Source organism: Ruegeria sp. YKSF131 (genome assembly GCF_059612645.1).
Window position 1 is genome coordinate 1 of record NZ_JBXWQZ010000042.1, and the last position, 23421, is coordinate 23421.

The 23421-nt window shown below is 57.8% G+C and carries 28 protein-coding genes; 16 read left to right on the forward strand and 12 right to left on the reverse strand.

Annotated elements, in window-relative coordinates:
* The 4 genes from AC2FLZ_RS14590 to lpdA form a co-directional block, all read left to right on the forward strand.
* On the forward strand, nt 1–187 hold a 187-nt coding region (locus AC2FLZ_RS14590; RefSeq protein WP_496882340.1), incomplete at its 5' end, for a hypothetical protein.
* 3 nt (nt 188–190) lie between these two features.
* Nucleotides 191–1690 (forward strand): 2-oxoglutarate dehydrogenase complex dihydrolipoyllysine-residue succinyltransferase, encoded by a 1500-nt coding sequence (odhB, locus tag AC2FLZ_RS14595; protein ID WP_480518439.1) that lies wholly within the window; start codon nt 191–193, stop codon nt 1688–1690.
* A gap of 2 nt (nt 1691–1692) precedes the next feature.
* A complete protein-coding gene (locus tag AC2FLZ_RS14600) occupies nt 1693–1962 on the forward strand; it encodes a hypothetical protein (RefSeq protein ID WP_480483134.1) in 270 nt (89 codons plus the stop codon).
* Nucleotides 1963–2034: 72 nt separating this feature from the next.
* Nucleotides 2035–3423, forward strand: a complete 1389-nt coding sequence (lpdA, locus tag AC2FLZ_RS14605) for a dihydrolipoyl dehydrogenase (RefSeq protein WP_480554216.1) — start codon at nt 2035–2037, stop codon at nt 3421–3423.
* 21 nt (nt 3424–3444) lie between these two features.
* Here lpdA and AC2FLZ_RS14610 read toward each other — a convergent pair whose 3' ends face one another.
* Nucleotides 3445–4023, reverse strand: a complete 579-nt coding sequence (locus AC2FLZ_RS14610) for a TetR/AcrR family transcriptional regulator (protein ID WP_480475070.1) — start codon at nt 4021–4023, stop codon at nt 3445–3447.
* Nucleotides 4024–4125: 102 nt separating this feature from the next.
* On the opposite strand from AC2FLZ_RS14610, the gene AC2FLZ_RS14615 reads away from it, so the two are divergent.
* Nucleotides 4126–4719 carry an NAD(P)H-dependent oxidoreductase gene (locus AC2FLZ_RS14615; protein WP_480518435.1) on the forward strand — a complete coding sequence of 198 codons (594 nt, stop codon included), beginning with the start codon at nt 4126–4128 and terminating at the stop codon, nt 4717–4719.
* 19 nt (nt 4720–4738) lie between these two features.
* Here the strand turns inward: AC2FLZ_RS14615 and AC2FLZ_RS14620 are convergent, their stop codons facing one another.
* From AC2FLZ_RS14620 to AC2FLZ_RS14635, 4 genes are read right to left on the reverse strand one after another with little or no spacing between them, the layout of a single operon-like run.
* Complete coding sequence (locus AC2FLZ_RS14620) at nt 4739–5344, reverse strand: pyridoxamine 5'-phosphate oxidase family protein (RefSeq protein WP_480475066.1); 606 nt, start codon at nt 5342–5344, stop codon at nt 4739–4741.
* A complete protein-coding gene (locus AC2FLZ_RS14625) occupies nt 5331–6071 on the reverse strand; it encodes a lysophospholipid acyltransferase family protein (RefSeq protein ID WP_496808308.1) in 741 nt (246 codons plus the stop codon). The genes AC2FLZ_RS14620 and AC2FLZ_RS14625 overlap by 14 nt, the downstream gene beginning before the upstream one ends.
* A complete protein-coding gene (locus AC2FLZ_RS14630; RefSeq protein ID WP_480475063.1) occupies nt 6071–6970 on the reverse strand; it encodes a cell division protein FtsX in 900 nt (299 codons plus the stop codon). Before AC2FLZ_RS14630 ends, AC2FLZ_RS14625 begins: the two co-directional genes overlap by 1 nt.
* On the reverse strand, nt 6967–7644 hold the full coding sequence (locus AC2FLZ_RS14635) for a cell division ATP-binding protein FtsE (RefSeq protein WP_480476894.1): 678 nt from the start codon (nt 7642–7644) through the stop codon (nt 6967–6969). Before AC2FLZ_RS14635 ends, AC2FLZ_RS14630 begins: the two co-directional genes overlap by 4 nt.
* Nucleotides 7645–7826: 182 nt before the next feature.
* On the opposite strand from AC2FLZ_RS14635, the gene AC2FLZ_RS14640 reads away from it, so the two are divergent.
* Complete coding sequence (locus AC2FLZ_RS14640; RefSeq protein ID WP_480475061.1) at nt 7827–8549, forward strand: zinc-ribbon domain-containing protein; 723 nt, start codon at nt 7827–7829, stop codon at nt 8547–8549.
* Nucleotides 8550–8552: 3 nt separating this feature from the next.
* Here the strand turns inward: AC2FLZ_RS14640 and AC2FLZ_RS14645 are convergent, their stop codons facing one another.
* The 4 genes from AC2FLZ_RS14645 to argH form a co-directional block, all read right to left on the reverse strand.
* Nucleotides 8553–11036: a TIGR02302 family protein gene (locus tag AC2FLZ_RS14645; protein WP_496882347.1), complete on the reverse strand. Its 2484-nt coding sequence runs from the start codon at nt 11034–11036 to the stop codon at nt 8553–8555.
* A gap of 96 nt (nt 11037–11132) precedes the next feature.
* Nucleotides 11133–12398, reverse strand: a complete 1266-nt coding sequence (lysA, locus tag AC2FLZ_RS14650; RefSeq protein ID WP_496808309.1) for a diaminopimelate decarboxylase — start codon at nt 12396–12398, stop codon at nt 11133–11135.
* A 304-nt stretch (nt 12399–12702) separates the two neighbouring features.
* Nucleotides 12703–12903, reverse strand: coding sequence for an argininosuccinate lyase (locus AC2FLZ_RS14655; protein WP_480475057.1), 201 nt, complete (start codon nt 12901–12903; stop codon nt 12703–12705).
* Complete coding sequence (gene argH / locus AC2FLZ_RS14660) at nt 12900–14288, reverse strand: argininosuccinate lyase (protein ID WP_496882341.1); 1389 nt, start codon at nt 14286–14288, stop codon at nt 12900–12902. Before argH ends, AC2FLZ_RS14655 begins: the two co-directional genes overlap by 4 nt.
* A gap of 21 nt (nt 14289–14309) precedes the next feature.
* Between argH and AC2FLZ_RS14665 the strand changes: the two genes are divergently transcribed.
* From AC2FLZ_RS14665 to yddG, 10 genes are all read left to right on the forward strand, one after another.
* Entirely contained in the window at nt 14310–14876 is a 567-nt protein-coding gene (locus tag AC2FLZ_RS14665) for a TlpA family protein disulfide reductase (protein ID WP_480554219.1), read from the forward strand.
* Between the two features lie 63 nt (nt 14877–14939).
* Entirely contained in the window at nt 14940–15065 is a 126-nt protein-coding gene (locus tag AC2FLZ_RS14670; protein WP_480554220.1) for a hypothetical protein, read from the forward strand.
* Between the two features lie 114 nt (nt 15066–15179).
* Nucleotides 15180–15566: a hypothetical protein gene (locus AC2FLZ_RS14675; protein ID WP_480554221.1), complete on the forward strand. Its 387-nt coding sequence runs from the start codon at nt 15180–15182 to the stop codon at nt 15564–15566.
* The gene (locus AC2FLZ_RS14680) at nt 15563–16534 is read left to right on the forward strand and encodes a sterol desaturase family protein (protein WP_209506579.1); all 972 of its coding nucleotides are present in this window, start codon (nt 15563–15565) and stop codon (nt 16532–16534) included. The genes AC2FLZ_RS14675 and AC2FLZ_RS14680 overlap by 4 nt, the downstream gene beginning before the upstream one ends.
* A gap of 91 nt (nt 16535–16625) precedes the next feature.
* A complete protein-coding gene (locus AC2FLZ_RS14685) occupies nt 16626–16814 on the forward strand; it encodes a hypothetical protein (protein ID WP_480475045.1) in 189 nt (62 codons plus the stop codon).
* Nucleotides 16815–16917: 103 nt separating this feature from the next.
* Nucleotides 16918–17751, forward strand: a complete 834-nt coding sequence (locus AC2FLZ_RS14690) for an EAL domain-containing protein (protein WP_496882342.1) — start codon at nt 16918–16920, stop codon at nt 17749–17751.
* Between the two features lie 190 nt (nt 17752–17941).
* Nucleotides 17942–19117 carry an acetyl-CoA C-acetyltransferase gene (locus AC2FLZ_RS14695; RefSeq protein WP_480554223.1) on the forward strand — a complete coding sequence of 392 codons (1176 nt, stop codon included), beginning with the start codon at nt 17942–17944 and terminating at the stop codon, nt 19115–19117.
* 187 nt (nt 19118–19304) lie between these two features.
* The gene (gene phbB / locus AC2FLZ_RS14700) at nt 19305–20027 is read left to right on the forward strand and encodes an acetoacetyl-CoA reductase (protein WP_209506587.1); all 723 of its coding nucleotides are present in this window, start codon (nt 19305–19307) and stop codon (nt 20025–20027) included.
* A 298-nt stretch (nt 20028–20325) separates the two neighbouring features.
* Nucleotides 20326–21273, forward strand: coding sequence for a transcriptional regulator GcvA (locus AC2FLZ_RS14705; RefSeq protein WP_480554224.1), 948 nt, complete (start codon nt 20326–20328; stop codon nt 21271–21273).
* Nucleotides 21270–22136, forward strand: coding sequence for an aromatic amino acid exporter YddG (gene yddG / locus AC2FLZ_RS14710; RefSeq protein WP_480554225.1), 867 nt, complete (start codon nt 21270–21272; stop codon nt 22134–22136). The genes AC2FLZ_RS14705 and yddG overlap by 4 nt, the downstream gene beginning before the upstream one ends.
* Here the strand turns inward: yddG and AC2FLZ_RS14715 are convergent.
* The 3 genes from AC2FLZ_RS14715 to AC2FLZ_RS14725 form a co-directional block, all read right to left on the reverse strand.
* Nucleotides 22133–22297: a YdcH family protein gene (locus AC2FLZ_RS14715; RefSeq protein WP_083445267.1), complete on the reverse strand. Its 165-nt coding sequence runs from the start codon at nt 22295–22297 to the stop codon at nt 22133–22135. The genes yddG and AC2FLZ_RS14715 overlap by 4 nt on opposite strands.
* Nucleotides 22298–22428: 131 nt before the next feature.
* Nucleotides 22429–23193, reverse strand: coding sequence for a tRNA1(Val) (adenine(37)-N6)-methyltransferase (locus AC2FLZ_RS14720; protein WP_496882343.1), 765 nt, complete (start codon nt 23191–23193; stop codon nt 22429–22431).
* Nucleotides 23190–23405, reverse strand: a complete 216-nt coding sequence (locus AC2FLZ_RS14725; protein ID WP_050604033.1) for a putative signal transducing protein — start codon at nt 23403–23405, stop codon at nt 23190–23192. The genes AC2FLZ_RS14720 and AC2FLZ_RS14725 overlap by 4 nt, the downstream gene beginning before the upstream one ends.
* Between the last annotated feature and the right edge of the window lie 16 nt (nt 23406–23421).

A 23421-nucleotide genomic window follows, 5' to 3' on the forward strand; every position in this document is an offset into this window, starting at 1 on the left:
CCAAGGTGCGTGGACCTTTATTGAACCCAACATTGAATGGGTCCTGTCCCGTATCGATGCAAAACACACGCGCCCGACCTATGCCGGTCGCGCCACATCGGCCTCGCCCGCAACGGGGCTGGCCAGCCAACACAAAGCCCAACAAGAAGCGCTGGTAAACGAAGCGCTGAGCATTGAAGGAAAGTAAGCGATGACGATTGAAGTTCGTGTTCCCACGCTTGGCGAATCGGTCACCGAAGCCACAGTTGCAACCTGGTTCAAAAAGCCCGGTGATGCGGTCGCCATGGATGAGATGCTGTGTGAGCTGGAGACAGACAAGGTCACCGTCGAGGTTCCTTCACCCGCAGCGGGTGTAATGGGTGAAATCGTGGCAGCCGAAGGCGAAACCGTCGGTGTTGATGCCTTGCTGGCAACGATTGCGGCTGGAGAAGGCGCAGCGCCAGCTGCAGCTCCGGCAGCGGCACCTGCCGCATCGGCCGGGTCGGTTGACGTGATGGTGCCGACACTTGGTGAATCTGTGACAGAAGCAACCGTTTCGACCTGGTTCAAAAAGGTTGGCGACAACGTCGCGCAGGACGAGATGCTGTGCGAATTGGAAACCGATAAAGTCTCGGTTGAAGTTCCCGCACCGACTTCGGGTGTTCTTGCAGAAATCGTTGCTCCAGAAGGTTCGACCGTGGATGCGGCTGCCAAGCTGGCTGTCATCTCCGGAGCAGCCGCTGGTGCAACAGCCGCGCCGGCCCAGGCAGCGGCGGCTGCGCCCGCAGCAACCAGCACAGGAAAAGACATCGCAAACGCGCCGTCAGCCCAGAAGGCAATGGCCGAAGCCGGACTGTCAGCTGATCAGGTCACCGGAACAGGCCGCGACGGTCGCATCATGAAGGAGGACGTGGCCAAAGCCGTTGCAGCAGTTTCGGCCCCGGCACCTGTGGCGGCTGCCCCCACCCCTGTGGCCCAAGCCCCGCGCGCCCCTGTGGCTGCCGAGGACGAGGCACGCGAAGAACGCGTGCGGATGACCCGCCTGCGTCAGACAATCGCCAAGCGTCTGAAAGATGCACAGAACACAGCCGCGATCCTGACCACCTACAACGAGGTGGACATGACCGAGGTCATGGCCCTGCGCAATCAGTACAAGGACCAGTTCGAGAAGAAGCACGGCGTAAGGCTGGGCTTTATGTCCTTCTTCACCAAGGCCTGCTGCCATGCCCTGAAAGAAGTGCCCGAGGTCAATGCCGAGATTGATGGGACCGACATCGTCTACAAGAACTTCGTGCATATGGGCGTCGCCGCCGGTACGCCGCAGGGTCTGGTCGTGCCTGTCATCCGCGATGCGGACAGCATGTCCTTTGCCGCGATCGAAAAAGCCATCGCCGAAAAGGGCAAGCGCGCCCGTGACGGCAAGCTGAGCATGGCTGAGATGCAGGGTGGCACCTTCACCATCTCGAATGGTGGTGTCTATGGCTCGCTGATGTCCTCGCCGATCCTGAACCCCCCGCAGTCGGGTATTCTGGGCATGCACAAGATCCAGGACCGTCCGATGGTCATCAATGGTGAGATCAAGATCCGCCCGATGATGTATCTGGCCCTGTCCTATGACCACCGGATCGTCGATGGCAAAGGTGCCGTGACCTTCCTCGTCCGTGTGAAAGAGGCGCTGGAAGACCCGCGCCGCCTGCTGATGGACCTGTAAGCATGGCAACGCATGTCCTCTGGCAGGCCGATGTGGCCGATTTCAATGCTTGGCTGAAAGTGTTCCGCGAGGACAAACCGATGCGCAAGGCCGCGGGTATCCGCGACCTTCATGTCTGGCGCGACCCCGACCAAAAGGACCACGCCATCGCGATGTTCGAGGTTACAAACCTGGACAAGGCCAAAGCCTTCTTTGGTTCCGAAGAATTGGCGATGCATCACGAGCGGGGCGGAATTGCCCATATCTCGATCAAGCTGCTGGAACCTGTTTGACAAAGACTATTTCCGACCCGCCAAATCGGGCCGGGGAAGCGCCGGATCGTCCGGTCGATTTAGGAGAATGTAATGGCAAATTATGACGTCATCGTAATCGGCGCCGGACCCGGCGGCTATGTCTGCGCGATCCGCTGCGCTCAACTGGGTTTGAAAACCGCCGTGGTCGAAGGGCGCGAAACACTGGGTGGCACTTGCCTGAACGTGGGCTGCATTCCCTCTAAGGCGCTGCTACATGCCAGCCATCAGCTGCACGAGGCCGAGCATAACTTTGCCAAGATGGGCCTGAAGGGCAAAGCGCCTTCGGTCGATTGGAAGCAGATGCAGGCCTACAAGGACGAAGTCATCGACGGCAACACCAAGGGCATCGAATTCCTGTTCAAAAAGAACAAGATCGACTGGCTGAAAGGTTGGGGATCAATCCCTGCCGAAGGTCAGGTAAAAGTGGGTGATGAAGTCCACGTGACCAAGAACATTATCATCGCATCCGGGTCGGAACCATCTTCCCTGCCCGGTGTTGAAGTTGATGAGAAAGTTGTCGTGACCTCGACCGGTGCTTTGTCACTGAACAAGATCCCGAAGAAAATGGTTGTGATCGGCGCGGGTGTGATCGGTCTGGAGCTGGGATCGGTTTACAGCCGCCTGGGCGCTGAAGTTACCGTGATCGAGTTCCTCAAGGAGATCACGCCGGGCATGGACCCAGAGGTGCAAAAAACCTTCCAGCGCATTCTCAAGAAACAGGGCCTGACATTTGTCATGGGCGCGGCGGTGCAGAAAACCGAAGCGACCAAGACCAAGGCCAAAGTTACTTACAAGCTGCTCAAAGACGACAGTGAACATGTGATCGACGCCGACACTGTGCTGGTTGCCACAGGCCGCAAACCCTATTCGGATGGTCTGGGACTGGACGCTCTGGGCATCGAGATGACACCGCGTGGTCAGATCAAGGTTGGTGCCGACTGGCAGACCAACGTGCCGGGCATCTATGCAATTGGCGACGTGACCGAAGGCCCGATGCTGGCGCACAAGGCCGAAGACGAAGGCATGGCCGCAGCCGAGCAGGTTGCAGGCAAGCACGGTCATGTCAACTATGGCGTGATTCCGGGCGTGATCTACACCTGGCCCGAAGTCGCCAATGTCGGTGAAACCGAAGCGACGCTCAAAGAACAGGGTCGTGCCTATAAGGTCGGCAAGTTCATGTTTATGGGCAATGGGCGTGCCAAGGCGAATTTTGCGGCAGACGGGTTCGTCAAGATTCTGGCCGACAAGGAAACCGATCGCATCCTGGGTGCCCATATCATCGGCCCCGGCGCGGGCGATCTGATCCACGAAGTTTGTGTGGCAATGGAATTCGGTGCTTCTGCCGAGGATCTGGCGCTCACCTGCCACGCGCATCCGACGTATTCAGAAGCGGTGCGCGAGGCTGCCCTGGCCTGCGGAGACGGCCCGATCCACAGCTAACACCCCTGACCCCGGCGGCGATCAGCTTGCCGGGGTCAGCCATGCATCCAGATATGTTTCCAGTCTGTCTGTGAACGTTGTCGCTGAATGCAGCGCGCAATATTGTAAGGACATGGCCTGAATGGCAAAGGCCTGCACGCCTTCTGCCAACAGCTCAGATGGTACATCCTTGCGCACCTCTGCGGTTTCAAGCCACATCATCACGACCCGAAAATATCGTTCAAAACAATAGGCAATCGGCCCAATATCTGCGATAGCCGTTGCCCCCGAGTATCTGATCAACAGATCGAACACGTACCGTTCGGACGTCATGAATTCGTGGACCGGTTCCAGCGAAGCGATGATCTCTGGTACCGTTTTGGGTGGAGTTCCGGATTGGGCCAGATCCAGACACGCATTCAGCTTGTCCGCTATCAAGATTTCCATCAGCGCGTCCTTGTCGCGGAAATGCGCAAAGAAGGTCCCCTTGGCAACACCCGCGGCCTTTACAACTTCATCCACCCGCAAAGCTTCATATCCGCCGTGTCGGATAACCTCTTCCGCAGCTGAGAGAAGCTTGGCGCGGGTCTTGATGGTACGTTTCTGGATCGTTTTTTGCATAACGCCCAATCGCACATTTTTTGACCGTGGTCAAATTTTATATTGACCGTGGTCATTTTTTGATTCTATAAACTGACCACGGTCATTTTTAGGAGAACTACAATGCACCCCAAGAAAATCCTCATCCTCGATGGACATCCTGCAGAAAGCAGCTTGTCACGCACATTCGCAGAAACCTATGGCGAGGCAGCCCGCAAAAACGGACATGACGTCCGGATAGTCCATCTGAGCGACCTACAGTTCGATTTTGATTTCGGTCAGGGCAACTATCACGACTTCAAGCCGCTTGAACCGGTTCTGGAACACGTGTTGCAGGACTTCGAATGGAGCGATCATTTGGTCCTGACCACACCTATGTGGTGGGGCGGGCTGCCTGCAAAACTCAAAGGATTGATTGACCGGATGTTCATACCTGGACGGACATTCGACACCCGCAACACGACGATGGCCGGCCTGCCAGCCCCGATGCTGACCGGACGCACCGCGCGCGTTATCCTGACCTCAGATACGCCCGGCTGGTTCATGCGTCTGATGTACAGGCAAGCGCTTATTCGGCAGGTTCGCGGCCAGATCCTCGGGTTTGTTGGCTTCAAACCAACGCGGTTTACGTACTTTTCAGGCGCAAGCTATCCCAAACCGGGCAGCGTTGATCGCTGGATCAAAAAGGTGTCCAGAATCGGAGCCGCCGCAGCTTGACTGAACAGCCGTCCGTTACCTACCACATTGTTTTGGCGGCGCGTGCAGCCCAGTCTTTGTCATATTGCGCGCCGCCCTCTTCACCTTCTGACGCCTCGGACAGAAGCTGCCCAATCGTCGGAAGGTCCTTGCTTTCGTCGCCACAAGTCCAAGTTCGGGCGCGTATCAGTGCACGCGCGCACTGGCTGTAAATTTCATCAATCTGCACAACGATAACCGTCGCCGGAACCTTGCCAGCCTTTTCGAACTGGTTGCGCAATGCCGCGTCTGCGGTCAATCGGGCCGTTCCGTTCACCCGAACGACATTGTCAGAGCCCGGCACAAAGAACATCAGCGAAACGCGCGGGTCCCGAACGATGTTACGCAAGCTGTCCAGGCGGTTGTTTCCCCGCCAGTCAGGCAGCGCCAGTGTTTTTTGGTTCAATTCGCGCACAACAGCACCATCGTCCCCGCGTGGGCTTCCGTCCACCCCCTCGGGACCAACTGTACTGAGAATGCAAAGACGCGAGGCTTCAATCCACTTGCGATAGAGCGGAGTTAAGTGTCGAACGACCTTTCGTAACGAAGCAGCACCTGGCGTTCCGTACAACGCCTCGAGAGCTTCTACTTTTTCAATGAATTCCATCAGGATCAAACCCCACTTCGCGCATCAACTCGTTCGAGCGTGTTTCAATCACTTTCTCCAACCGCGCGAGGAACTCATCGCGGGCAACACCCGGTTTGATCGGCTCCAGAAAATCTACAATGGCAAGGCCGGGTTTACGCAAAACGCCTGTGCGGGGCCAGAACACGCCAGCATTCGTCGCAACCGGAACGCACGGAAAACCAAGGCCTTCATACAGAATCGCCGTACCAACCTTGTAGGGTTTCTTTGCGCCCGGCGCCACACGCGTGCCCTGCGGATAGATTACCAGCTGTCCAGGTTCAGAAAACTCTTTTGAGACGTCCTTGACCATTTTTGCCACAGCCGCACCGCGCTTGCCTCGATTGACCGGGATACAGCCAAGGCGTCGCGCATACATGCCAATAACGGGTGTGAACAACAGCTCGCGCTTCATGATAAACTTGCCGTGCGGAATGGCGTCGAAAATCATGATGATATCAAGAAACGACTGATGTTTGGCCCCGATGACCACTTCATTCGTCGGGGCATTGCCCCGCACCTCGCAACGGATACCAACCATCCACCGGGCCAGCCACATGGTGCTTTTGGCGTAGGTTTTACACGCTTTCAGCGCACCGTTTCTGGAAAACAGCGCATAAGGCAGAAACGCGATGCCAAGGACCAGCATCCAGGCATAGATTACAATCATGAAGATGAGGGAACGAACCCACTGAATTGCCATCAACATCAGGAAAGCTCCTTCAACTTGCGTCGGGCTGCGGCCCATGTGGCAACAAAGGCAACGGCTGCCCCAAGGACGGGGATAAGAACCGGCAACACCCAGTCTTTACCCTGAAATCCAACTCCGGTCAGAAATCCACCCGCATCCGAAGCTTCGGGCAAAAGCAAGACACCTGTCATTCCCAGAAGGGTCCCAACCGAGGCGCCGAAAAACGCGCGATAGGTAAACCGCCGTACAAAAGCACCTGCGATGAAACCATCCTGCGCGCCAACCAATCGCAGAACTTCGATAATCTGCGCATTGGCCGCGAGTGATGCGTTGGCCGCAAGAGTGATCATCGCAGCGGTCGCGCCACCGATCAGCAGGATTGATATCCACCCCAGACGACGCAGGGACATCGCAGCATCGACCAGCGGTTCGCGCCATCGCGTGTGATCATCAAGAACCGCGCCGGGCACCTCGGCCCCCAATCGCAATCGCAGTCCGATTGCATCCAGCCCCGGTTCACCCTCGATGATCTCTATCAGCTGCGGGATTGGCAAAGTATCCAACGGCAGGTCCGGCCCGAACCAAGGTGACAGCAACGCGGCTTGTTCATCTGCGCTAAGCGCACGGGCAGACGCGACACCGGGTGTCTGGCTGAGGACGGTCAATGCCGCTTCTGTTTGGGCAGCAAGCTGCTCGGCCGGTGCATTGATGCGTAAGGTTACGGCGCCCGCCAGTTCCGAAGCCCACCGATCCGCGATGCGGCCAGAGGCGAGGGACAAAGCCAAAGCGAAAACAGCAAGAAATGCCATGGCACCAGCGACAAACAGGGTCAGGTGGGCGGTGTAGCCGGTTGGCGGAACAACGCGGTCAGCACGGGTATCGCCGCGCAGCAGGTTTCGGATATCAGCCCCAGTCACAGGTCTGCCCCCGCCAGATGCAGCTTTCGCTGCGAAATCCGCAAAACACGCGCCTGAACATGGCTTTTTGCAGCTCGGATCAGGCTCAGGTCATGGGTGGCAATCAGAACGGTCTTTCCCATGCGGTTCAGCTCAACCAGCAGGTGCAGCAAACGTTGCGACATCTCCCAATCGATATTGCCCGTGGGTTCATCCGCCAATATGACATCGGGCGACAGGATGACGGCACGCGCCAGAGCTGCTCGTTGACGTTCACCGCCGGATAATTCCGGTGGCCGTGCTTCGAGACGTGCACCAAGCCCCACCCAGCTAAGCAGTTCGGTCAGATTGTCTTGCCCGGACGATTCCCCGCGCCCGGACACCATCAGTGGCAAGGCGACATTTTCAGCAAGCGTCATATGGTCAAGAAACTGGCAATCCTGATGCACAACGCCGACACGGCGGCGCAGCACGGCCAGCTGATCCCGATCAAGGGTCGAGACGTCCTGATCAAACACGCTAAGACGCCCTGAGGTCGGCAACAGCGCCCCGTAACACAACTTGAGCAATGTCGTCTTGCCCGCCCCCGACGGCCCGGTCAGAAAATGGAACGACCCTGGCTGTAATTGAACCGAGACATCGCTCAGCAACTCGCCGCCACCGTAGGTATAGCTGACATTTTCCAGCTCGATCACACGTGCCCCCAATATTTTGCCGCTCTTCTTGCCCGAGCAGGGCGACGGTTTCAATGGCTCTACCGAGTCCAATTGGTGACACTTGACCTATGAAACCGAAAACGCCCTTTGCTGTTGGGTCTTAACGGAATATCATCCCTGAAAAAACTATTATCGGCCCTTCACCCGGTCGAGGAGGCAGTATGCGTCTTACATGTCCGAATTGCACTGCGCAGTACGAAGTTCCTGACGAGGTCATCCCCGAGGAAGGCCGCGACGTGCAGTGTTCGAACTGCGATCAAACCTGGTTTCAGGCCAAGCATCCATCCGAGCCGACGGTTGAACCGAACGCGCCCGAGGACAAGCCTGTTGTGGCAGATACACCTGACACCGAGGTCGAGGCCCAGAAGGACGCCGAGCCCGCAGAAAAAACAGCGCCAGAGGTTGAAAAACCTGCTGCATCCACAGGAAATGTTGCCCCATCAGTCGCCAGTATCCTGAAAGAAGAAGCCGCACGAGAAGCAGAGTTGCGCGCGCAGGAAGGCGGCGGCCTGGAAAGCCAGCCCGATCTGGGCCTAGAAGCCCCACCAGAGCCAAAGGTCAGGCCCAAACGCCCTGCAACTTCGGAAACCGCCGTTGATGCCGGGCAAAAGGATGCACTGCCGGATGTCGATGCCATCAACTCGAGCATGCGGTCCGACCCCGCAGAAGATGTGGCGCAGGCGCCCCGCAAGTCCGGTGGGTTCTTGCGTGGTTTTGCGCTGATGCTGATCATCGGCGTGGTTCTGTACCTGATCTACGGGAATGCCCGCCAAATCAGCGAGGCTGTACCGCAGGCCGATCCGCTGCTCAGCTCATATGTGTCGCTGGTGGATCAGGCGCGAATCTGGCTCGAAACTCAGGCAGGATCTGGAGCGCAGAACTGAGAGCTAGAACCGCTCCAGCAACCGCTTGAGGTATTCCAACTCGATCTGGGGACGGTCTGTTTCACCGGTCCGGCGACGGATTTCATCCAGCAACTCGCGGGCCCGGCGATAGACATCTTCGCCTTGCAACAGGTTCTCGTCGGTTGAAATCGAACCCGCAGCACCCGGGTTTCGGCCCAGCGGATCGCGGTTGTTGGCCTGCATGTCGCCGTCTTGTGTTCCCTGCCCCGGTTGGTTCTGCTGTTCCTGCGCCATAGCTTCACCCAGCGACCGCATCCCTTCGCGCAACGCTTCCATCGCTTCGGACTGACGGTCGATAGCTTCGGCGAGATCATCGCCACGCAGGGCCTGCTCGGCCTCGTCCATGGCACGCCCGGCCCGATCCAGCGCTTCGCGGGCGGCGTCACCTTCGGGTGTGCCGACACCGGGCAGTCCTTGTTGCTGGCGACCCAGCTCGTCTCTCAACGCTTGCTGTCGGTCGGCGAGCGAACCTTGCCCCTGCTCACCGTCTCCGGCCTGATCCGAACCTTCACCCTGTCCGCCCTGCCCTTCGTGGCTTTGCCCCCGACCTTGACCACCGTTGCGACCTTCGTTCCCTTGGCTTTCACCTGATTGCGCGCCGGGGTTGAACTGTTCCTGCAAATCACGAAAGGCCTGATCGCTAAGACCCTGCTGTTCGCGCAGGGTTTCGGCGAGACCTTCCATGGCCTGCTGGCCTTCAGATTGCTGCCCTTGGCCCTGACCCTGAGTTACACGCATGTTCTCCATCATCTGCTGGAATTCTTCCAGCGCCTGCTGAGCTTCGGCCATGCGACCTTGTTCCATCAGTTCCTGAATACGGTCCATCATGCGTTGCAGGTCATCCTGCGTCATTTGCAAAGATTCACCATTCTGGCCGGGCTGACGCTCGCCGTCTTCACCATTTTGCTGTGCCAGCCGTTGTAATTGCTGCAGGTAATCCTGCGTCGCCTCGCGCAATTCCTGCATCAACTCCGCTATTTCTTCATTGCTGGCCCCGTTCTTCATCGCTTCGGTCAGACGTTCCTGCGCGCGGCGCATTCGTTCCAATGCATCCGCCAGCGTCCCGTCCTCGATCAGTACGGCAAGGTCCCACAGGGCCTGTGCAATCTCCTCTTGTTGTTTGGGTTTCAACCCGTATCGATGAAAAGTTTCCAATCGCCGCAGAACAACCCGCAGACGCAGATAGGCTGTGTCAGAACGAAACAGTTCCTCAGGGCGGTGCGACACAGCCCTCAGGACTTGCGAGACACGAGGCGCATTGGAACGCGACCAAAGCAAGTCGCGCCTTTGCTCAATCACGGCTGCCGCCAGCGGATCAAAGAAGCGCCGTGCTGGCAATGCCGTCGCATAGGGATCCGAAGACGTTTGCTGATCCGCTGCATCTGTTGCCCTCAAGGTAATCCTGACCGGCAGATGCGCCCACGGATGTTGCGAGAAATCCTCGATCAGGTCTTCGGTGAAATCTGCGCGGTCACCGGTGATCGGCATGGGTAATTCGATTTCGATCACCTCGCGCGGCTCTGGCTCGACCGCCAGTCCGTACCGACGGTCAATCGCCGCCTGATCCAACTCGATCCGGGCCAAGCCCGAAACCACGCCGTAATCATCGCTGGCGGAAAATGGCAGCTTCATCTGCCCGCCCGCTTCAGACTCGGCGGTTCCGGAAACCGCGATCTTCGGAGCCGCGTCATCAATGACCAGCACCGACCAGTCCTGCCCCGCCGGTCCATCTATGCGCAACTGACCCGAGCGTTCGGCGACAAACTCCAGTTCCGGGTCTGTTGCCGCCTCGGTTCCGCTGGCAGAACTGCTCTCGGTCAGACTATGTGCGCCGACCTCACCGTACAGTCTCAAGGTGATGCGACTGCCCTTGGGAACAGAAAGCGCCGCCCCCGTTTGGTCGGCAAGATATAAGGTCGGCAAACCTGTGTATCTGGGGGGTTCCACCCATCCTTCCCAAGTTGGACCCTGTCCAGCCACGGCCGTGCCCGGGGTCATGTCCGCCACTGAACCCACACGCCACAACGATCCAAAGATCAGCGCCACAACAAATGCCAGCAGAGCGGCATAGCGCAACGCATACGGGTCGCGCGACGCAAGCCGAAGATCTGGTTTCACAGCCTCAGCAGTGGCCGCACGCTGTGCCATGCGGGCTTTGTGCGCCTGCCACAAGGCAACCGAGTCCCCATCGTTGGCACCGATTGCCTGATCATCGAGCAAAGCCTGAATCGGTCGACCGGGCAGAGCCTCATCCAGCCGCGCCAGCGCATCAGCGCGGGACGGCAGTTTGAATTTCGTGACACCCCGGACAGATGCTGCACCAAAAGATATCAACGACAGCGCACCAGCACCCCAGACAATTTCAACGGGCAGATGATCCTGCAACCCCAGCATCAGAGCGGCGAGCAAAGCCAGAACAATCGAGAACGCAGGCCAGAACGCGCGCAGCACCTGTTCAGCCACCATACCGAGATGGGTTAGCCACAGGGACAGGCGCGGAATGGGCAGGTTCGTTCTGTTGGTCAAGACGGGCCTCCGGGACGGGCCCGCGCGGTTATCGCGTCAAAGCCACGATGGTATGGTATCGCGGTTTATGATTTCGTCAAAGCTTGGCCGTTCACGAATGACTGCAAATTGATCGCCATTCACCAGAACTTCGGGGATCAACGGGCGGGTGTTGTATTCGCTGGACATCACCGCACCGTATGCACCCGCGCTGCGAAATGCGACCAGATCACCCGATTTCAGCGGCGGCATATTGCGCTGCTTGGCAAAGGTATCCCCGGATTCGCAGACCGGACCGACAATGTCGTAAGGGCGCTGTTCCACACCGGCGACAGGTTCCTGCACCGAAACGATATCGTGGTAAGCTTCGTACATTGCGGGGCGGATTAGGTCGTTCATCGCCCCATCAAGGATCAAAAAGTCGCGACCTTCGCCTGATTTCACATAGATCACCTTGCTGACCATGATCCCGGCGTTGCCCGCGATCAGGCGTCCGGGCTCAATCTCGATCTCACAGCCCAGATGGCTCAGTGTTTTCTTGACCAGCGCACCATATTCAATCGGCAATGGGGGTGCGTTGTTCGACCGGGTGTAAGGAATGCCCAGACCGCCACCCAGATCAAGACGCCGAATGTTGTGACCTTCAGAGCGGAGTCGTTCGGTTAGCTCGGCCACCTTTGTGTAGGCCAGCTCATACGGTTCAAGTTCGGTCAGTTGCGAGCCAATATGAACGTCGATGCCGATCACCTCCAGCCCCGGCAGGCTGGCGGCGTGGGCGTAAACTTCCGAGGCACGGGCAATCGGAATGCCAAACTTGTTCTCAGACTTGCCGGTGGCAATCTTAGCGTGCGTCCTGGCATCGACATCCGGGTTCACCCTGACGGTGATCGGCGCGATTACGCCAAGCTCAAGCGCAATGGCGTTGATCACTTCCATCTCGGGCTCGGACTCGACGTTGAACTGGCGAATGCCACCGCTCAGCGCTATGCGTATCTCGTCCGCTGTTTTCCCCACACCTGAGAACACGATTTTGTCACCGGGAACACCAGCCGCCTTCGCCCGCAGATATTCTCCGCCCGAGACCACGTCCATCCCAGCGCCTGCTTGGGCCAATGTCTTAAGGATCGCCTGATTGCTGGCCGCTTTCATCGCGTAGCAGATCAGGTGATCGGTGCCGTCCAACGCGTCATCGAACAGTTTGAAATGCCGCAACAATGTAGCCGTGGAATAGACGTAGAACGGTGTTCCAACCGCGGCTGCAATTTCGGAGACGGGGACATCCTCGGCGTAAAGCGCGCCGTCGCGGTACAAAAAGTGATCCATGCTTGCGCGCTTAGACCATAAAAGGACTTCGGATCAATGGATTCCGTATCCTTGGTCGCGGTTTAGTTTTGAGTTGAAACACCAACTCGGCCATAGCCCGAGATAGAAATGCCGGTGCCCGATTGTTTTGGTTCGGCCGCAGGTTCCGGGCGTCGCGCTGACGAAGGCTCACAGGCCGCCAAAACCGCAAGTGCACAAACCAGTCCCAGAATTCTCATCTCAATACCATTCCTTTGTGTGACAGGTTATCGATACGCGCGCGCAACATGAGGTGTCAGGACCGGAGGCGCAACACGCAAAGGGGTCAGAATCCAAGATAAATGCCCAGCGGCCCGCGACTTAGCCCGACACCTCCGCCGACATACGCACCGCTTGATCCAACCCCGATTGTGGCACTGACCGTGGGCTGAGGGGCAGTTGGTTGGTCAGGCTCGCCATCAGCCCCGCACCCGGCCAGTACCAGGCCGGAAACCGTAATCAGGATCGCACGTAGCGCGGTCGTCATACCATTGCCTTCCATCGTTCGATCTGGACCCGCACCTGATCGGGGGCGGTACCGCCGTAGGACTGGCGCGAGTTTACCGAATTGTCGACGCCAAGGACAGAGTAGACGTCATCCGAAATTTCACCATGGACCGATTGCATATCGTCCAGTGTCAGGTCGGGCAGGTCACAACCCATACCCTCGGCCATGGCCACCAGTGATCCGGTGACGTGATGCGCATCCCGGAACGGCAGGCCCAGCACGCGTACCAGCCAGTCGGCCAGATCCGTCGCGGTCGAGAAACCCGAGCCGGCGGCGGCGGCAAGGCTGTCGTGGTTGGCGGTCATGTCCTTGACCATCCCTTCCATCGCCGCCAGCGCCAGCATCCAGTTGTCGGCGGCGTCAAAGACCTGTTCCTTATCTTCCTGCATGTCCTTTGAATAGGCCAGCGGCAGGCCCTTCATCACCATCATCAGCGCGGTGTTGGCCCCATAGATGCGCCCAACCTTGGCGCGGATCAGTTCAGCTGCATCCGGGTTCTTTTTCTGCGGCATGATCGACGAGCCGGTCGAAAACCGGTCGGACAGGGACACGAAACGGAACTGGGCCGAAGACCAGATCACCAATTCCTCGGCAAAACGCGACAGGTGCAAGGCGCAGATCGAGGCGGTCGACAGGAATTCCAATGCAAAATCGCGGTCGCTGACGGCATCCAGCGAGTTGGCGGCGGGGCGATCAAAGCCCAACGCCCGCGCTGTCATATGGCGGTCGATGGGGAAGGATGTGCCTGCCAGCGCGGCAGCCCCCAACGGGGATTCGTTCATTCGGGCACGGGCGTCGCGGACTCGGCTCAGGTCGCGGCCAAACATCTCGACATAGGCCATCATGTGATGCCCCCAAGTTACGGGTTGCGCAGTTTGCAGATGGGTAAAGCCCGGCATGACCCAATCGGCGCCTGCTTCGGCCTGCGCCAAAAGCGCGCGGATCAGGGCCAGAATACCGGACTCCGCCGCATCAAACTGATCCCGGACCCACAGTTTGAAATCCGTCGCCACCTGATCGTTACGCGAACGCCCTGTGTGCAAACGGCCTGCCGGCTCGCCAATGATCTCTTTCAGCCGCGCCTCGACATTCATGTGGATGTCTTCCAGCGCGGTCGAAAACTGAAACGTGCCGCTCTGGATTTCTGACAAAACGGTGAGCAGCCCTTCCCGAATGGCCTGCGCATCACTATCACTTATGACGCCTGTGGCAGCCAACATGGCCGCATGGGCGCGCGAGCCTGCGATGTCCTGGGCTGCCATCCGCTGATCGAACCCGATCGAGGCATTGATCGCCTCCATGATCGCGTCTGGACCGGCGGCAAAGCGGCCGCCCCACATCTGGTTCGAGGATTGATCGGTCATGTAAGAAAACCCGGAGTTGATATGCGCCTAATTCGTTTGATCCCCCTTTATATGGCCCTTGCGCTGGGTGCAAACGCCGCTTTTGCGACCGATGCAGAAACGCTGGCTCCTCTGCGGGAAGACAGCCTGAAACGTCTGATCCTGCACGAGGAGCCCAAACCGGCAAAAGTGATCGAGTTTCAGCGGGAAGATGACGGGGGTGTCGGCACGCTGGCCGATTATGAGGGTAAGTATGTTCTGCTGAACTTCTGGGCCACCTGGTGTGCCCCCTGCCGCAAAGAAATGCCGCAGATCGCCGAATTGCAGGACGAGTTTGGGGGTGACAAGTTTCAGGTCCTGACCCTTGCCACAGGCCGCAACTCACCAGCAGGGATCAAGAAGTTCTTTGAAGAGAATGGCATCTCCAACCTGCCGCGTCATCAGGACCTCAGCTCGGCTGCCGCGCGCGAGTTTGGCATCATCGCGTTGCCCATCACGGTCATTCTGAATCCCGAAGGTCAGGAAATCGCGCGGCTGATCGGTGATGCTGAATGGAACTCGGATAGCGCGAAGGCGATTATCTCGACGCTTGTTGGCGCAGAAAACTGAGGAAATAGCCTTAATATCAGCAAATCTTGATTTCCTCCGGGCATTCAACTCGGAGGATTTTTGATGAATTCTATTGCAGGAGTTGCCGCGATGGCGGGTGTTTTTTGGATGGCCACCGATGCTGCTACCACCAAAGATGTACGCAAGAGAGGCAAGGGAGATCAAGTAACCTACATGATCTCCGACTAGTATTCCTGCTTGTCGGATGGCTGCGATCAAAGCCTTGGTTTTGGAACACAGCTGACGCGACGCCACCTTTGACAGTGTTTCGACTCCTTTGCACTCTGCGCTAAGGAGGACGGAATGCCGCTGGAAATTCTATTGGTGTTGGTCGTTGGGGGCATAGCCGGGATTACGCTGTTGCTGCATCTGACAGGCAAGTCGCGGTTGCATGTGCTGACGCCGGACACGGCGCCACGCCAGTGGCTCCGGCATTTTCCCGATGACACGGTGATCGGCGTGACAATCGCCCATGACGGTCACGCGGCGCTGGTGCGGACACAGAATGGGGCCGGGTTGATCTGGTCCTTCGGGGCCGACACCGTTGCGCGGCAACTCCAGGATTTCGACTGGCTTGAGACTGCCAATGGCATCGAAGTTCGGTTTCACGACTTCAGCACCCCACGCGCGACCCTTCACCTTGACCAGACCGAACGCCAACACTGGCAACACTTGATGAGGCCCGCATGACAGACCAGGTAAGCTTCCCCGATGCGGTGCAATGGGCCGTCCCGTTTTTCATCGCTGCTATTCTGGCAGAATTCCTGTGGATCGCAGTCAAAGGCAAAGGCGGTCGGTATGAAACGCGCGATGCGGTGACCTCGCTGATCATGGGGGCCGGGAACATCGCGTCGGGCTTTTTGCTGGGCTTTATCGCCTATGCGTTTTTCATGTGGCTTTGGCAGATCACTCCTCTGGATCTTGGCACGTCAATTCCCGTTATCATTCTGTGCTTTGTTCTGGATGATCTTCGCTATTACTGGGTACATCGTTTTGGGCATCGCATTCGCTGGGTCTGGGCCAGCCATGTCAACCACCACAGCTCGCAGCACTACAATCTGACCACAGCGCTGCGGCAAACTTGGACCTATACCTTTACGTTCATGATGGTCGTTCGCGCGCCGCTGATCCTGCTGGGTTTCCATCCGGCCATGGTTCTGTTCGTTGGCGGATTGAACCTGATCTATCAGTTCTGGATTCACACCGAGGCCATCGGCAAGATGCCCCGATGGTTTGAGGCGGTCATGAATACCCCCAGCCATCATCGCGCGCATCATGGCCGAAACGCACGGTATCTGGATTGCAATTACGCCGGAGTTTTCATCATCTGGGACAAGATGTTCGGGACATTTGTGCCTGAACAGGAAAACGACCGGGTCGATTACGGGCTGGTTCACAATATCGGCACCTTCAACCCTTTGCGCGTTGCGTTTCACGAATGGGTCGGCATCTGGCACGACGCCACGCAGCCCGGCCTGACACTGCGGCAACGTCTGGCCTATTGTTTCGCACCGCCGGGTTACAGCCACGACGGCAGCCGCGACAACTCGGAACAGATAAAAGCTAAGCACCTGGCTCGCCACCCCGAGGACCGGGGAACGCCCGGATTTGAGCAGGTCGACAAGATCCTGCCGAAAGGACAGGCGGAACAGGCCTGACACAGCTGTCAGGCCCCACTACGACTTGAACTCCAGCCTTTGCACGCCATATCGGTCATTGAATGTGGCGCATAGTTGAGCGAGGGGCGGCATGAAACGTTTGGCAACCATTTCGACCTTCGTCGGGTTATTTGGCCTGTTGCTGGCCATGCTTGCCGCGCTCGGCAGCTTTGTTGGCACGCTGATCGCACTGGGTTTTGTCCTGATGATTCTGGGTGCGACAGGAGCCCTTCTTGGAGCCGCGGTATCACTGGCCCGTGCCGGACATTCCGCGCGCTGAAACCGCATTAAGCAACTTCTTCTGACGCTTTAACCGCAGATTCATCTGTTTGCCCCGAAACTGTGTCAAAACACCTGTTTCGGACACAAGAGAATCTGCGCCTATGGGAAACAAAAAGCTCGCCAATCTTCCCGAAGGGTTGGACACCCCTTTGAATGCAGCAGTGTCAACACGGGATCGTTCGGTGGTTCAGATGGCAACCGATGCTGTGAAGCACAAGCAATGTCGGTTGGCCTTTCAGCCAGTTGTTCAGGCGCACCCGCCGCATGGCATCGCGTTTTATGAAGGGTTCATTCGCGTGATGGATGAAACAGGGCGTGTTATACCCGCCCGCGAATTCATGCCGCAGGTTGAAAACACCCCGATCGGACGTGATCTCGACTGCGTCGCGTTGGAACTTGGTCTGCGCACGTTGGTGAAGAACCCCCAGATCCGCCTGTCGATCAACATGTCCGCCCGCTCGATCGGTTATTCCAACTGGTCCAGTATACTGGACCGGTTTCTGAAACGGGACCCGCAGCTGGGCGAACGGCTGATCCTAGAAATCTCCGAAAGCTCTTCCATGCAGGTGCCTGAATTGGTGGTCGACTTCATGGACCGCCTTCAGGATCGCGGCATCGCCTTTGCGCTGGACGACTTTGGTGCCAGCAACTTCAGTTTCCGCCACTTTCGCGAATTTCTGTTCGACGCCGCAAAGATCGATGGTCAGTTTATCAGGGGTATCAGCGACAGCCCCGACAACCAGGCTTTGGTGCGGGCCTTGATTGCCGTGGCGCGTGAGTTTGAAATTCTGGTCACTGCCGAATCGGTCGAAACACAGAAGGATGCGGCATTTTTGCTTGCAAGTGGCGTGGATTGCATGCAGGGCTTTTTGTTCGGTGCGCCCAGTGTTTCACCCCCGTGGAAGCAGGAAAGAAGTTCAAAAACAGCAAGTTGATCCGTGGGTGATCGACATTTTTCCGCCATTTCCCAAGCTGAGACAAGCTGCCCGTTGCTGCAAGTGCAGCATTACGCTATTGCAGAAGTACTTGAGCGGGGGATAACGGGGCGCTCTTGTTTCGAGAGGGAAACTCTCGGCCTGCGCCGTCAGACATTCCGCCAGATAATGACGGTAAAGGACTGATCATATGACCAACGTAGTAATCGCATCCGCCGCACGAACAGGTGTTGGCAGCTTTAGTGGTTCGTTTGCGAACACCCCCGCACATGATCTGGGCGCGGCCGTCCTGCAAGCAGTTGTCGAGCGCGCCGGGATTGAAAAAGGCGAAGTCAGTGAAACCATCATGGGTCAGGTTCTGACTGCGGCTCAGGGCCAGAACCCGGCTCGGCAGGCGCATATCAACGCCGGTTTGCCGCAGGAAAGCGCCGCCTGGGGAATCAACCAGGTTTGTGGCTCGGGCCTGCGTGCCGTCGCATTGGGCGCTCAGCACATCCAGCTGGGCGATGCCGATATCGTCGCCGCTGGTGGCCAAGAGAACATGACCCTGTCACCCCACGCCGCCGCCCTGCGCGCGGGTCACAAGATGGGCGATATGAAGTATATCGACACCATGATCCGCGATGGTCTGTGGGATGCCTTCAACGGCTATCACATGGGTCAGACGGCGGAAAATGTTGCCGAGAAATGGCAGATCAGCCGCGACATGCAGGATGAATTCGCTGTCGCTTCGCAGAACAAGGCCGAGGCGGCGCAAAAAGCTGGCAAGTTTGTCGACGAAATCGTGCCCTTCACCATCAAGACCCGCAAGGGCGACATCGTGATGGACAAGGACGAATACATCCGCCACGGCGCTACAATGGAAGCCATGGCAAAGCTGCGCCCCGCCTTTACCAAGGACGGATCGGTCACAGCTGCAAACGCTTCGGGCCTGAACGACGGCGCCGCCGCGACCCTGTTGATGTCGGCTCAAAACGCAGAAAAGCGCGGAATCGAACCTTTGGCTCGCATCGCGTCCTACGCAACTGCCGGGCTGGACCCGTCGATCATGGGCGTTGGCCCGATCTACGCTTCGCGCAAGGCATTGGAAAAAGCAGGTTGGTCCGTCGACGATCTGGACCTGGTTGAAGCCAACGAAGCCTTTGCGGCGCAAGCCTGCGCAGTGAACAAGGACATGGGCTGGGACCCGTCGATTGTGAACGTGAACGGCGGCGCAATTGCCATCGGCCACCCGATCGGTGCATCAGGTTGCCGCGTTCTGAACACGCTGCTGTTCGAAATGAAGCGCCGCGACGCAAAGAAAGGTCTGGCCACTCTGTGCATCGGCGGCGGCATGGGTGTCGCCCTGTGTGTGGAGCGCGACTAAGTGCGCCAATAACCAAATAGAAAAGGGCGTCCATGGGACGCCCTTTTTTGTTACACTGGGGTCGTACCCCTTAGATGCGACGATATTGCCATCCGAAATAAACACCTTAACGACGAAACAATATTGCGCACAAGCATCTCTCAAAGTAACAGCATTACCAAGGCGACTAAAATTGGAGGAGTCCTAAATGGCACGTACAGCACTCGTTACCGGCGGTTCTCGCGGCATTGGCGCAGCAATTTCCAAGGCGCTCAAAGCCGAAGGATATAACGTTGCGGCCACCTATGCAGGGAATGACGAAGCCGCCGCGAAATTCACCGAAGAGACCGGCATTAAGACCTACAAGTGGAACGTCGCCGATTATGACGAATCCAAAGCAGGTATCGAAAAGGTTGAGGCCGAGGTTGGCCCCATCGATATCGTTGTCGCCAACGCTGGCATCACCCGTGATGCACCTTTCCATAAAATGACACCCGATCAGTGGAAAGACGTGATCGACACCAACCTGACTGGCGTGTTCAACACTGTGCACCCTGTCTGGCCTGGCATGCGCGAGCGCAAGTTTGGCCGTGTCATCGTCATCAGCTCCATCAACGGTCAGAAGGGCCAGTTCGCTCAGGTGAACTATGCTGCGACCAAAGCTGGCGATTTGGGCATCGTGAAATCTCTGGCGCAGGAAGGCGCGCGGGCGGGCATCACGGCCAACGCAATCTGCCCCGGTTATATCGCAACCGAGATGGTGATGGCGGTGCCTGAAAAGGTACGCGAATCGATTATTGGCCAGATCCCTGCCGGTCGTCTGGGCGAGCCTGAAGAGATTGCACGCTGTGTGACCTTCTTGGCCTCGGACGAATCTCAGTTCATCAACGGCTCGACCATCTCGGCCAACGGTGCTCAGTTCTTCGTCTGATCCAGGCTTGTGAACAAAAAAACGGGCCGGCCCCTTTGGACCGGCCCTTTCTGATCCCGTAAGAACGCGCGCGCTGCGATCAGCGGGAACCCAATACCCAATTCCACATCTGCCGGACCACCTTGCCACGCTCTTCATGAGCGCGCAGGATCGCCACTTGGGCGGCGGGATTTGTTGTCATCTCGATCATGGCAGCCGCCTTTCAATTCAGTTTTGCTTGACCTGATGTGAATATGAAGGTCACTTAAAGCCGTGACAAACGAAGTTTCCTGAACCTTCAGTTAAGAATTTCTTGGCTATGAGTGATTATCTGCCCCCACTTACCGCGCTTCGGGCTTTTGATGCCGCGGCCCGGCACATGTCCTTCGCGAAAGCGGCGGAAGAGCTGCACGTGACGCCAGCGGCCCTGTCCTTTCAGATCAAATCGCTTGAGGAGCATCTGGGCCGCCCTCTGTTCCGCCGTCTGAACCGCGCTGTGGAACTGACCGATGCGGGCCGCGCCCTGGCCCCCGGCGCGGCAGAAGGCTTTGCCACCTTGCAAGCCGCGTGGCGTGCCGTACGCAGGCAGGAGGATGGCACCGGACTGACCGTCACCGCAGGTCCGGCGCTGACCGCAAAGTGGCTGGCGCCTCGCCTTTACGAGTTTGCCCGTGCGCATCCGGAAATCGATCTGAAATTCTCGGCCACGTTGCGCAACATGGATCTGGAGCGGGATGATGTAGATGTTGCCATCCGGTTTGGCAATTCCGCCGATGAGGGGCTGTATTCCGTACCTGTAAGAAAGGAGTGGCTGACCCCAGTCATGACCCCGGAGCTGGCGGAACAATTCACCACGCCAGACAGCCTGCGCGACGCACCGTTGATCCACGACGATTCGATCAACTTTCTGACCCCACCCTGCGACTGGCCTGCCTGGTTCCGCGCTGTGGGTATCGATTTCATACCCACTCATGGGGCGTATTTTTCCAACGCAGATCACGCGATTGACGCCGCTGTCGCCGGTGTTGGTGTCGCCCTTGGACGGCGTGCCATGATCCTCAAGGACTTGACCGAAGGTCGGCTGGTTGCCCCCTTCAAGGTCGCGCTGGAAACGCAGGGCCGGTTCCGATTCCTGTGCCTTCCGGGGGCCGAGAAACGTCCTCAGATCGCAGCATTTCGGGATTGGTTCCTGACCGAGATTGAAAAGACCGCACATATTTCGGATGAGTTCGACATTATTCCGATCGAAGAGGTTCCCGGATCATGACCAAAACGCGCGCAACAGCCATCGGTTTTGGGGCCGTACTATTATGGGCTTTGCTGGCGCTTTTGACCGTCGGCTCTGCACCTACACCGCCTTTGCTGCTGAACACGATCTGCTTTTCGATTGGTGGTACACTTGGGTTGATCTGGACAGCCGCAACCGGTGGGTTCAGCGGGTTGAAACAGATCCCCTGGACGACCTACCTGTTCGGTTCATTGGGCCTGTTCGGGTACCACGCATTGTATTTTTCAGCCCTACGCATGGCCCCCGCGGCCGAGGCCGGACTGATTGCCTATCTCTGGCCCCTTCTTATCGTTCTGTTTTCCGGCCTGCTACCGGGCGAGCAGCTTCGCGCTGGTCACTTGATTGGGGCGTGCCTTGGCTTTGCTGGGGCTGCTTTGATCATCACCGGAGGCGGGAGCGCAGGTTTTCAGGCGCAACATCTGCCAGGATACACATTGGCCCTGCTTTGCGCGATGACATGGTCAGGCTATTCAGTTCTGTCACGCAGATTGGGTGATACACCCACCAGTTCGGTTGCGGTCTTTTGTCTGATGGCTGCGTTGGCTTCGGGTCTGCTGCATCTGGCCGTTGAAGACACCGTGCTGCCCGACTCGACACTAGGGTGGGTTTCTGTACTGGCACTTGGCCTTGGGCCCGTTGGGCTGGCCTTTTATGTTTGGGATATCGGGGTGAAGCAGGGTCATATTCAAATGCTCGGGACCTCATCTTACGCGGCCCCGCTATTGTCGACACTTGCTTTGGTGATGGCCGGGATCGCTGCCCCATCCTGGGGGCTGGCGATCGCGGCTTTTCTGATTACCGGCGGGGCCTTGATCGCGGCCCGTTCCAGTTTGAAATCTTAAGCAGACAGTCGCTCGATCTCTTCCTTCAGCTTGAGCTTCTGTTTCTTCAGCTGGGCTATGTGGAGATCATCGATGCCTGGCGAGCGTTGGGCTTGTTCTACTTCTAGACCGAGAGATTCATGCTTTTTCTTCAGTTCTGTCAGATGTGCGCTCACGCTCATTGCGATCCTCCTTTTATACGTGTCTGTATGTCACGTAAGAAGTTGATCACATCGTTTCCACCCTGTCACGCTGCAGACGCACAGAATCTGAAACAAATCCGACAAAATCGGCTGGACATTGCCGGTCGTCGTCAGAACCCGGGCAGGGCAGCGGCCTTCCGAAGCACAGCCGAAACCGCATCCGTATAGCTTTCGCCGTCTTTTTTGTGACGTTCACCCGCGTGCAGAATCAAAGGTGGGTGGAGGCGAAATGCCGCACGCCCTCCTTTGCGGGCGCGCAGAATGATCAGTTCAGCCTCTCGCCCTGTCCGTGGGCTTAGCGGCAACAACTCTACCGATCCCAATCTCCCTTGGCACGCTGCCAGCATGTCGGGCAGTCGATCGGCTTTCTGGATCATGTGCAGGTACCCTTTTTGCGCAAGGCGTCTGGCAGCCACTGCAATCCAGTCGGCCAACTGGGTGTCTTCGCTCAGGGCCACACTTCTTCCAGCATCCTTTGCAGGGCTATGCGCCCCCGCCCGATAATAGGGCGGATTCGCAATGACGTGATCGAACTGGCGCTGCCGAAGCGCCTCGGGCAAAGCGGTCAGGTCAGCTTCGACAACTTCCAGTTCTATCCCGTTGATTTCCGCGTTTCTACGGGCCAATTCCGCATAGGCGGGCTGGAGCTCGATACCTGTCACGTGCAAACCGGGCACTCGTGAGGACAAGCAAAGAATGGCGGCACCGGCACCGCACCCCAGCTCCAACACAGACTGACCTGCCCTGACCGGAACGGATGCGGCAAGCAATACCGGATCGACCCCGGCACGATAACCCGACTGAGGTTGCAGCAACCGGATCCTGCCCCCCAGGAAATCATTGCAGCTGAGTTCACTATCGGAAAACCGGTTCATCGGCCCAGCGGAATTTCATTGTCGCGCATCACACGTTCGGCACGGGTCAGGTCTTCGGCGCGAACCATCAGTCGGCGGGGAAAGATCCCGATCCCACCTTCGAGGATGCTCATATTTACGTCCATCTGAAAGCAGTCTATATCCTCGCCTTCAAGGAGAGCGGATGCAAAGGCCAGGATCGTCGGATCGGTACTGCGCAATAGTTCTTTCATGGGGATGGATGTAAGG

What these genes read in the sequence shown, in the direction of transcription:
- odhB (WP_480518439.1), top strand. Translation starts at nt 191, where the DNA reads ATGACGATTGAAGTTCGTGTTCCCACGCTTGGCGAATCGGTCACCGAA.
- AC2FLZ_RS14600 (WP_480483134.1), top strand. Translation starts at nt 1,693, where the DNA reads ATGGCAACGCATGTCCTCTGGCAGGCCGATGTGGCCGATTTCAATGCT.
- lpdA (WP_480554216.1), top strand. Translation starts at nt 2,035, where the DNA reads ATGGCAAATTATGACGTCATCGTAATCGGCGCCGGACCCGGCGGCTAT.
- AC2FLZ_RS14610 (WP_480475070.1), bottom strand. Translation starts at nt 4,023, where the DNA reads ATGCAAAAAACGATCCAGAAACGTACCATCAAGACCCGCGCCAAGCTT.
- AC2FLZ_RS14615 (WP_480518435.1), top strand. Translation starts at nt 4,126, where the DNA reads ATGCACCCCAAGAAAATCCTCATCCTCGATGGACATCCTGCAGAAAGC.
- AC2FLZ_RS14620 (WP_480475066.1), bottom strand. Translation starts at nt 5,344, where the DNA reads ATGGAATTCATTGAAAAAGTAGAAGCTCTCGAGGCGTTGTACGGAACG.
- AC2FLZ_RS14625 (WP_496808308.1), bottom strand. Translation starts at nt 6,071, where the DNA reads ATGTTGATGGCAATTCAGTGGGTTCGTTCCCTCATCTTCATGATTGTA.
- AC2FLZ_RS14640 (WP_480475061.1), top strand. Translation starts at nt 7,827, where the DNA reads ATGCGTCTTACATGTCCGAATTGCACTGCGCAGTACGAAGTTCCTGAC.
- AC2FLZ_RS14645 (WP_496882347.1), bottom strand. Translation starts at nt 11,036, where the DNA reads ATGGTGGCTGAACAGGTGCTGCGCGCGTTCTGGCCTGCGTTCTCGATT.
- lysA (WP_496808309.1), bottom strand. Translation starts at nt 12,398, where the DNA reads ATGGATCACTTTTTGTACCGCGACGGCGCGCTTTACGCCGAGGATGTC.
- AC2FLZ_RS14655 (WP_480475057.1), bottom strand. Translation starts at nt 12,903, where the DNA reads ATGACGACCGCGCTACGTGCGATCCTGATTACGGTTTCCGGCCTGGTA.
- argH (WP_496882341.1), bottom strand. Translation starts at nt 14,288, where the DNA reads ATGACCGATCAATCCTCGAACCAGATGTGGGGCGGCCGCTTTGCCGCC.
- AC2FLZ_RS14665 (WP_480554219.1), top strand. Translation starts at nt 14,310, where the DNA reads ATGCGCCTAATTCGTTTGATCCCCCTTTATATGGCCCTTGCGCTGGGT.
- AC2FLZ_RS14670 (WP_480554220.1), top strand. Translation starts at nt 14,940, where the DNA reads ATGAATTCTATTGCAGGAGTTGCCGCGATGGCGGGTGTTTTTTGGATG.
- AC2FLZ_RS14675 (WP_480554221.1), top strand. Translation starts at nt 15,180, where the DNA reads ATGCCGCTGGAAATTCTATTGGTGTTGGTCGTTGGGGGCATAGCCGGG.
- AC2FLZ_RS14680 (WP_209506579.1), top strand. Translation starts at nt 15,563, where the DNA reads ATGACAGACCAGGTAAGCTTCCCCGATGCGGTGCAATGGGCCGTCCCG.
- AC2FLZ_RS14685 (WP_480475045.1), top strand. Translation starts at nt 16,626, where the DNA reads ATGAAACGTTTGGCAACCATTTCGACCTTCGTCGGGTTATTTGGCCTG.
- AC2FLZ_RS14690 (WP_496882342.1), top strand. Translation starts at nt 16,918, where the DNA reads ATGGGAAACAAAAAGCTCGCCAATCTTCCCGAAGGGTTGGACACCCCT.
- AC2FLZ_RS14695 (WP_480554223.1), top strand. Translation starts at nt 17,942, where the DNA reads ATGACCAACGTAGTAATCGCATCCGCCGCACGAACAGGTGTTGGCAGC.
- phbB (WP_209506587.1), top strand. Translation starts at nt 19,305, where the DNA reads ATGGCACGTACAGCACTCGTTACCGGCGGTTCTCGCGGCATTGGCGCA.
- AC2FLZ_RS14705 (WP_480554224.1), top strand. Translation starts at nt 20,326, where the DNA reads ATGAGTGATTATCTGCCCCCACTTACCGCGCTTCGGGCTTTTGATGCC.
- yddG (WP_480554225.1), top strand. Translation starts at nt 21,270, where the DNA reads ATGACCAAAACGCGCGCAACAGCCATCGGTTTTGGGGCCGTACTATTA.
- AC2FLZ_RS14715 (WP_083445267.1), bottom strand. Translation starts at nt 22,297, where the DNA reads ATGAGCGTGAGCGCACATCTGACAGAACTGAAGAAAAAGCATGAATCT.
- AC2FLZ_RS14720 (WP_496882343.1), bottom strand. Translation starts at nt 23,193, where the DNA reads ATGAACCGGTTTTCCGATAGTGAACTCAGCTGCAATGATTTCCTGGGG.
- AC2FLZ_RS14725 (WP_050604033.1), bottom strand. Translation starts at nt 23,405, where the DNA reads ATGAAAGAACTATTGCGCAGTACCGATCCGACGATCCTGGCCTTTGCA.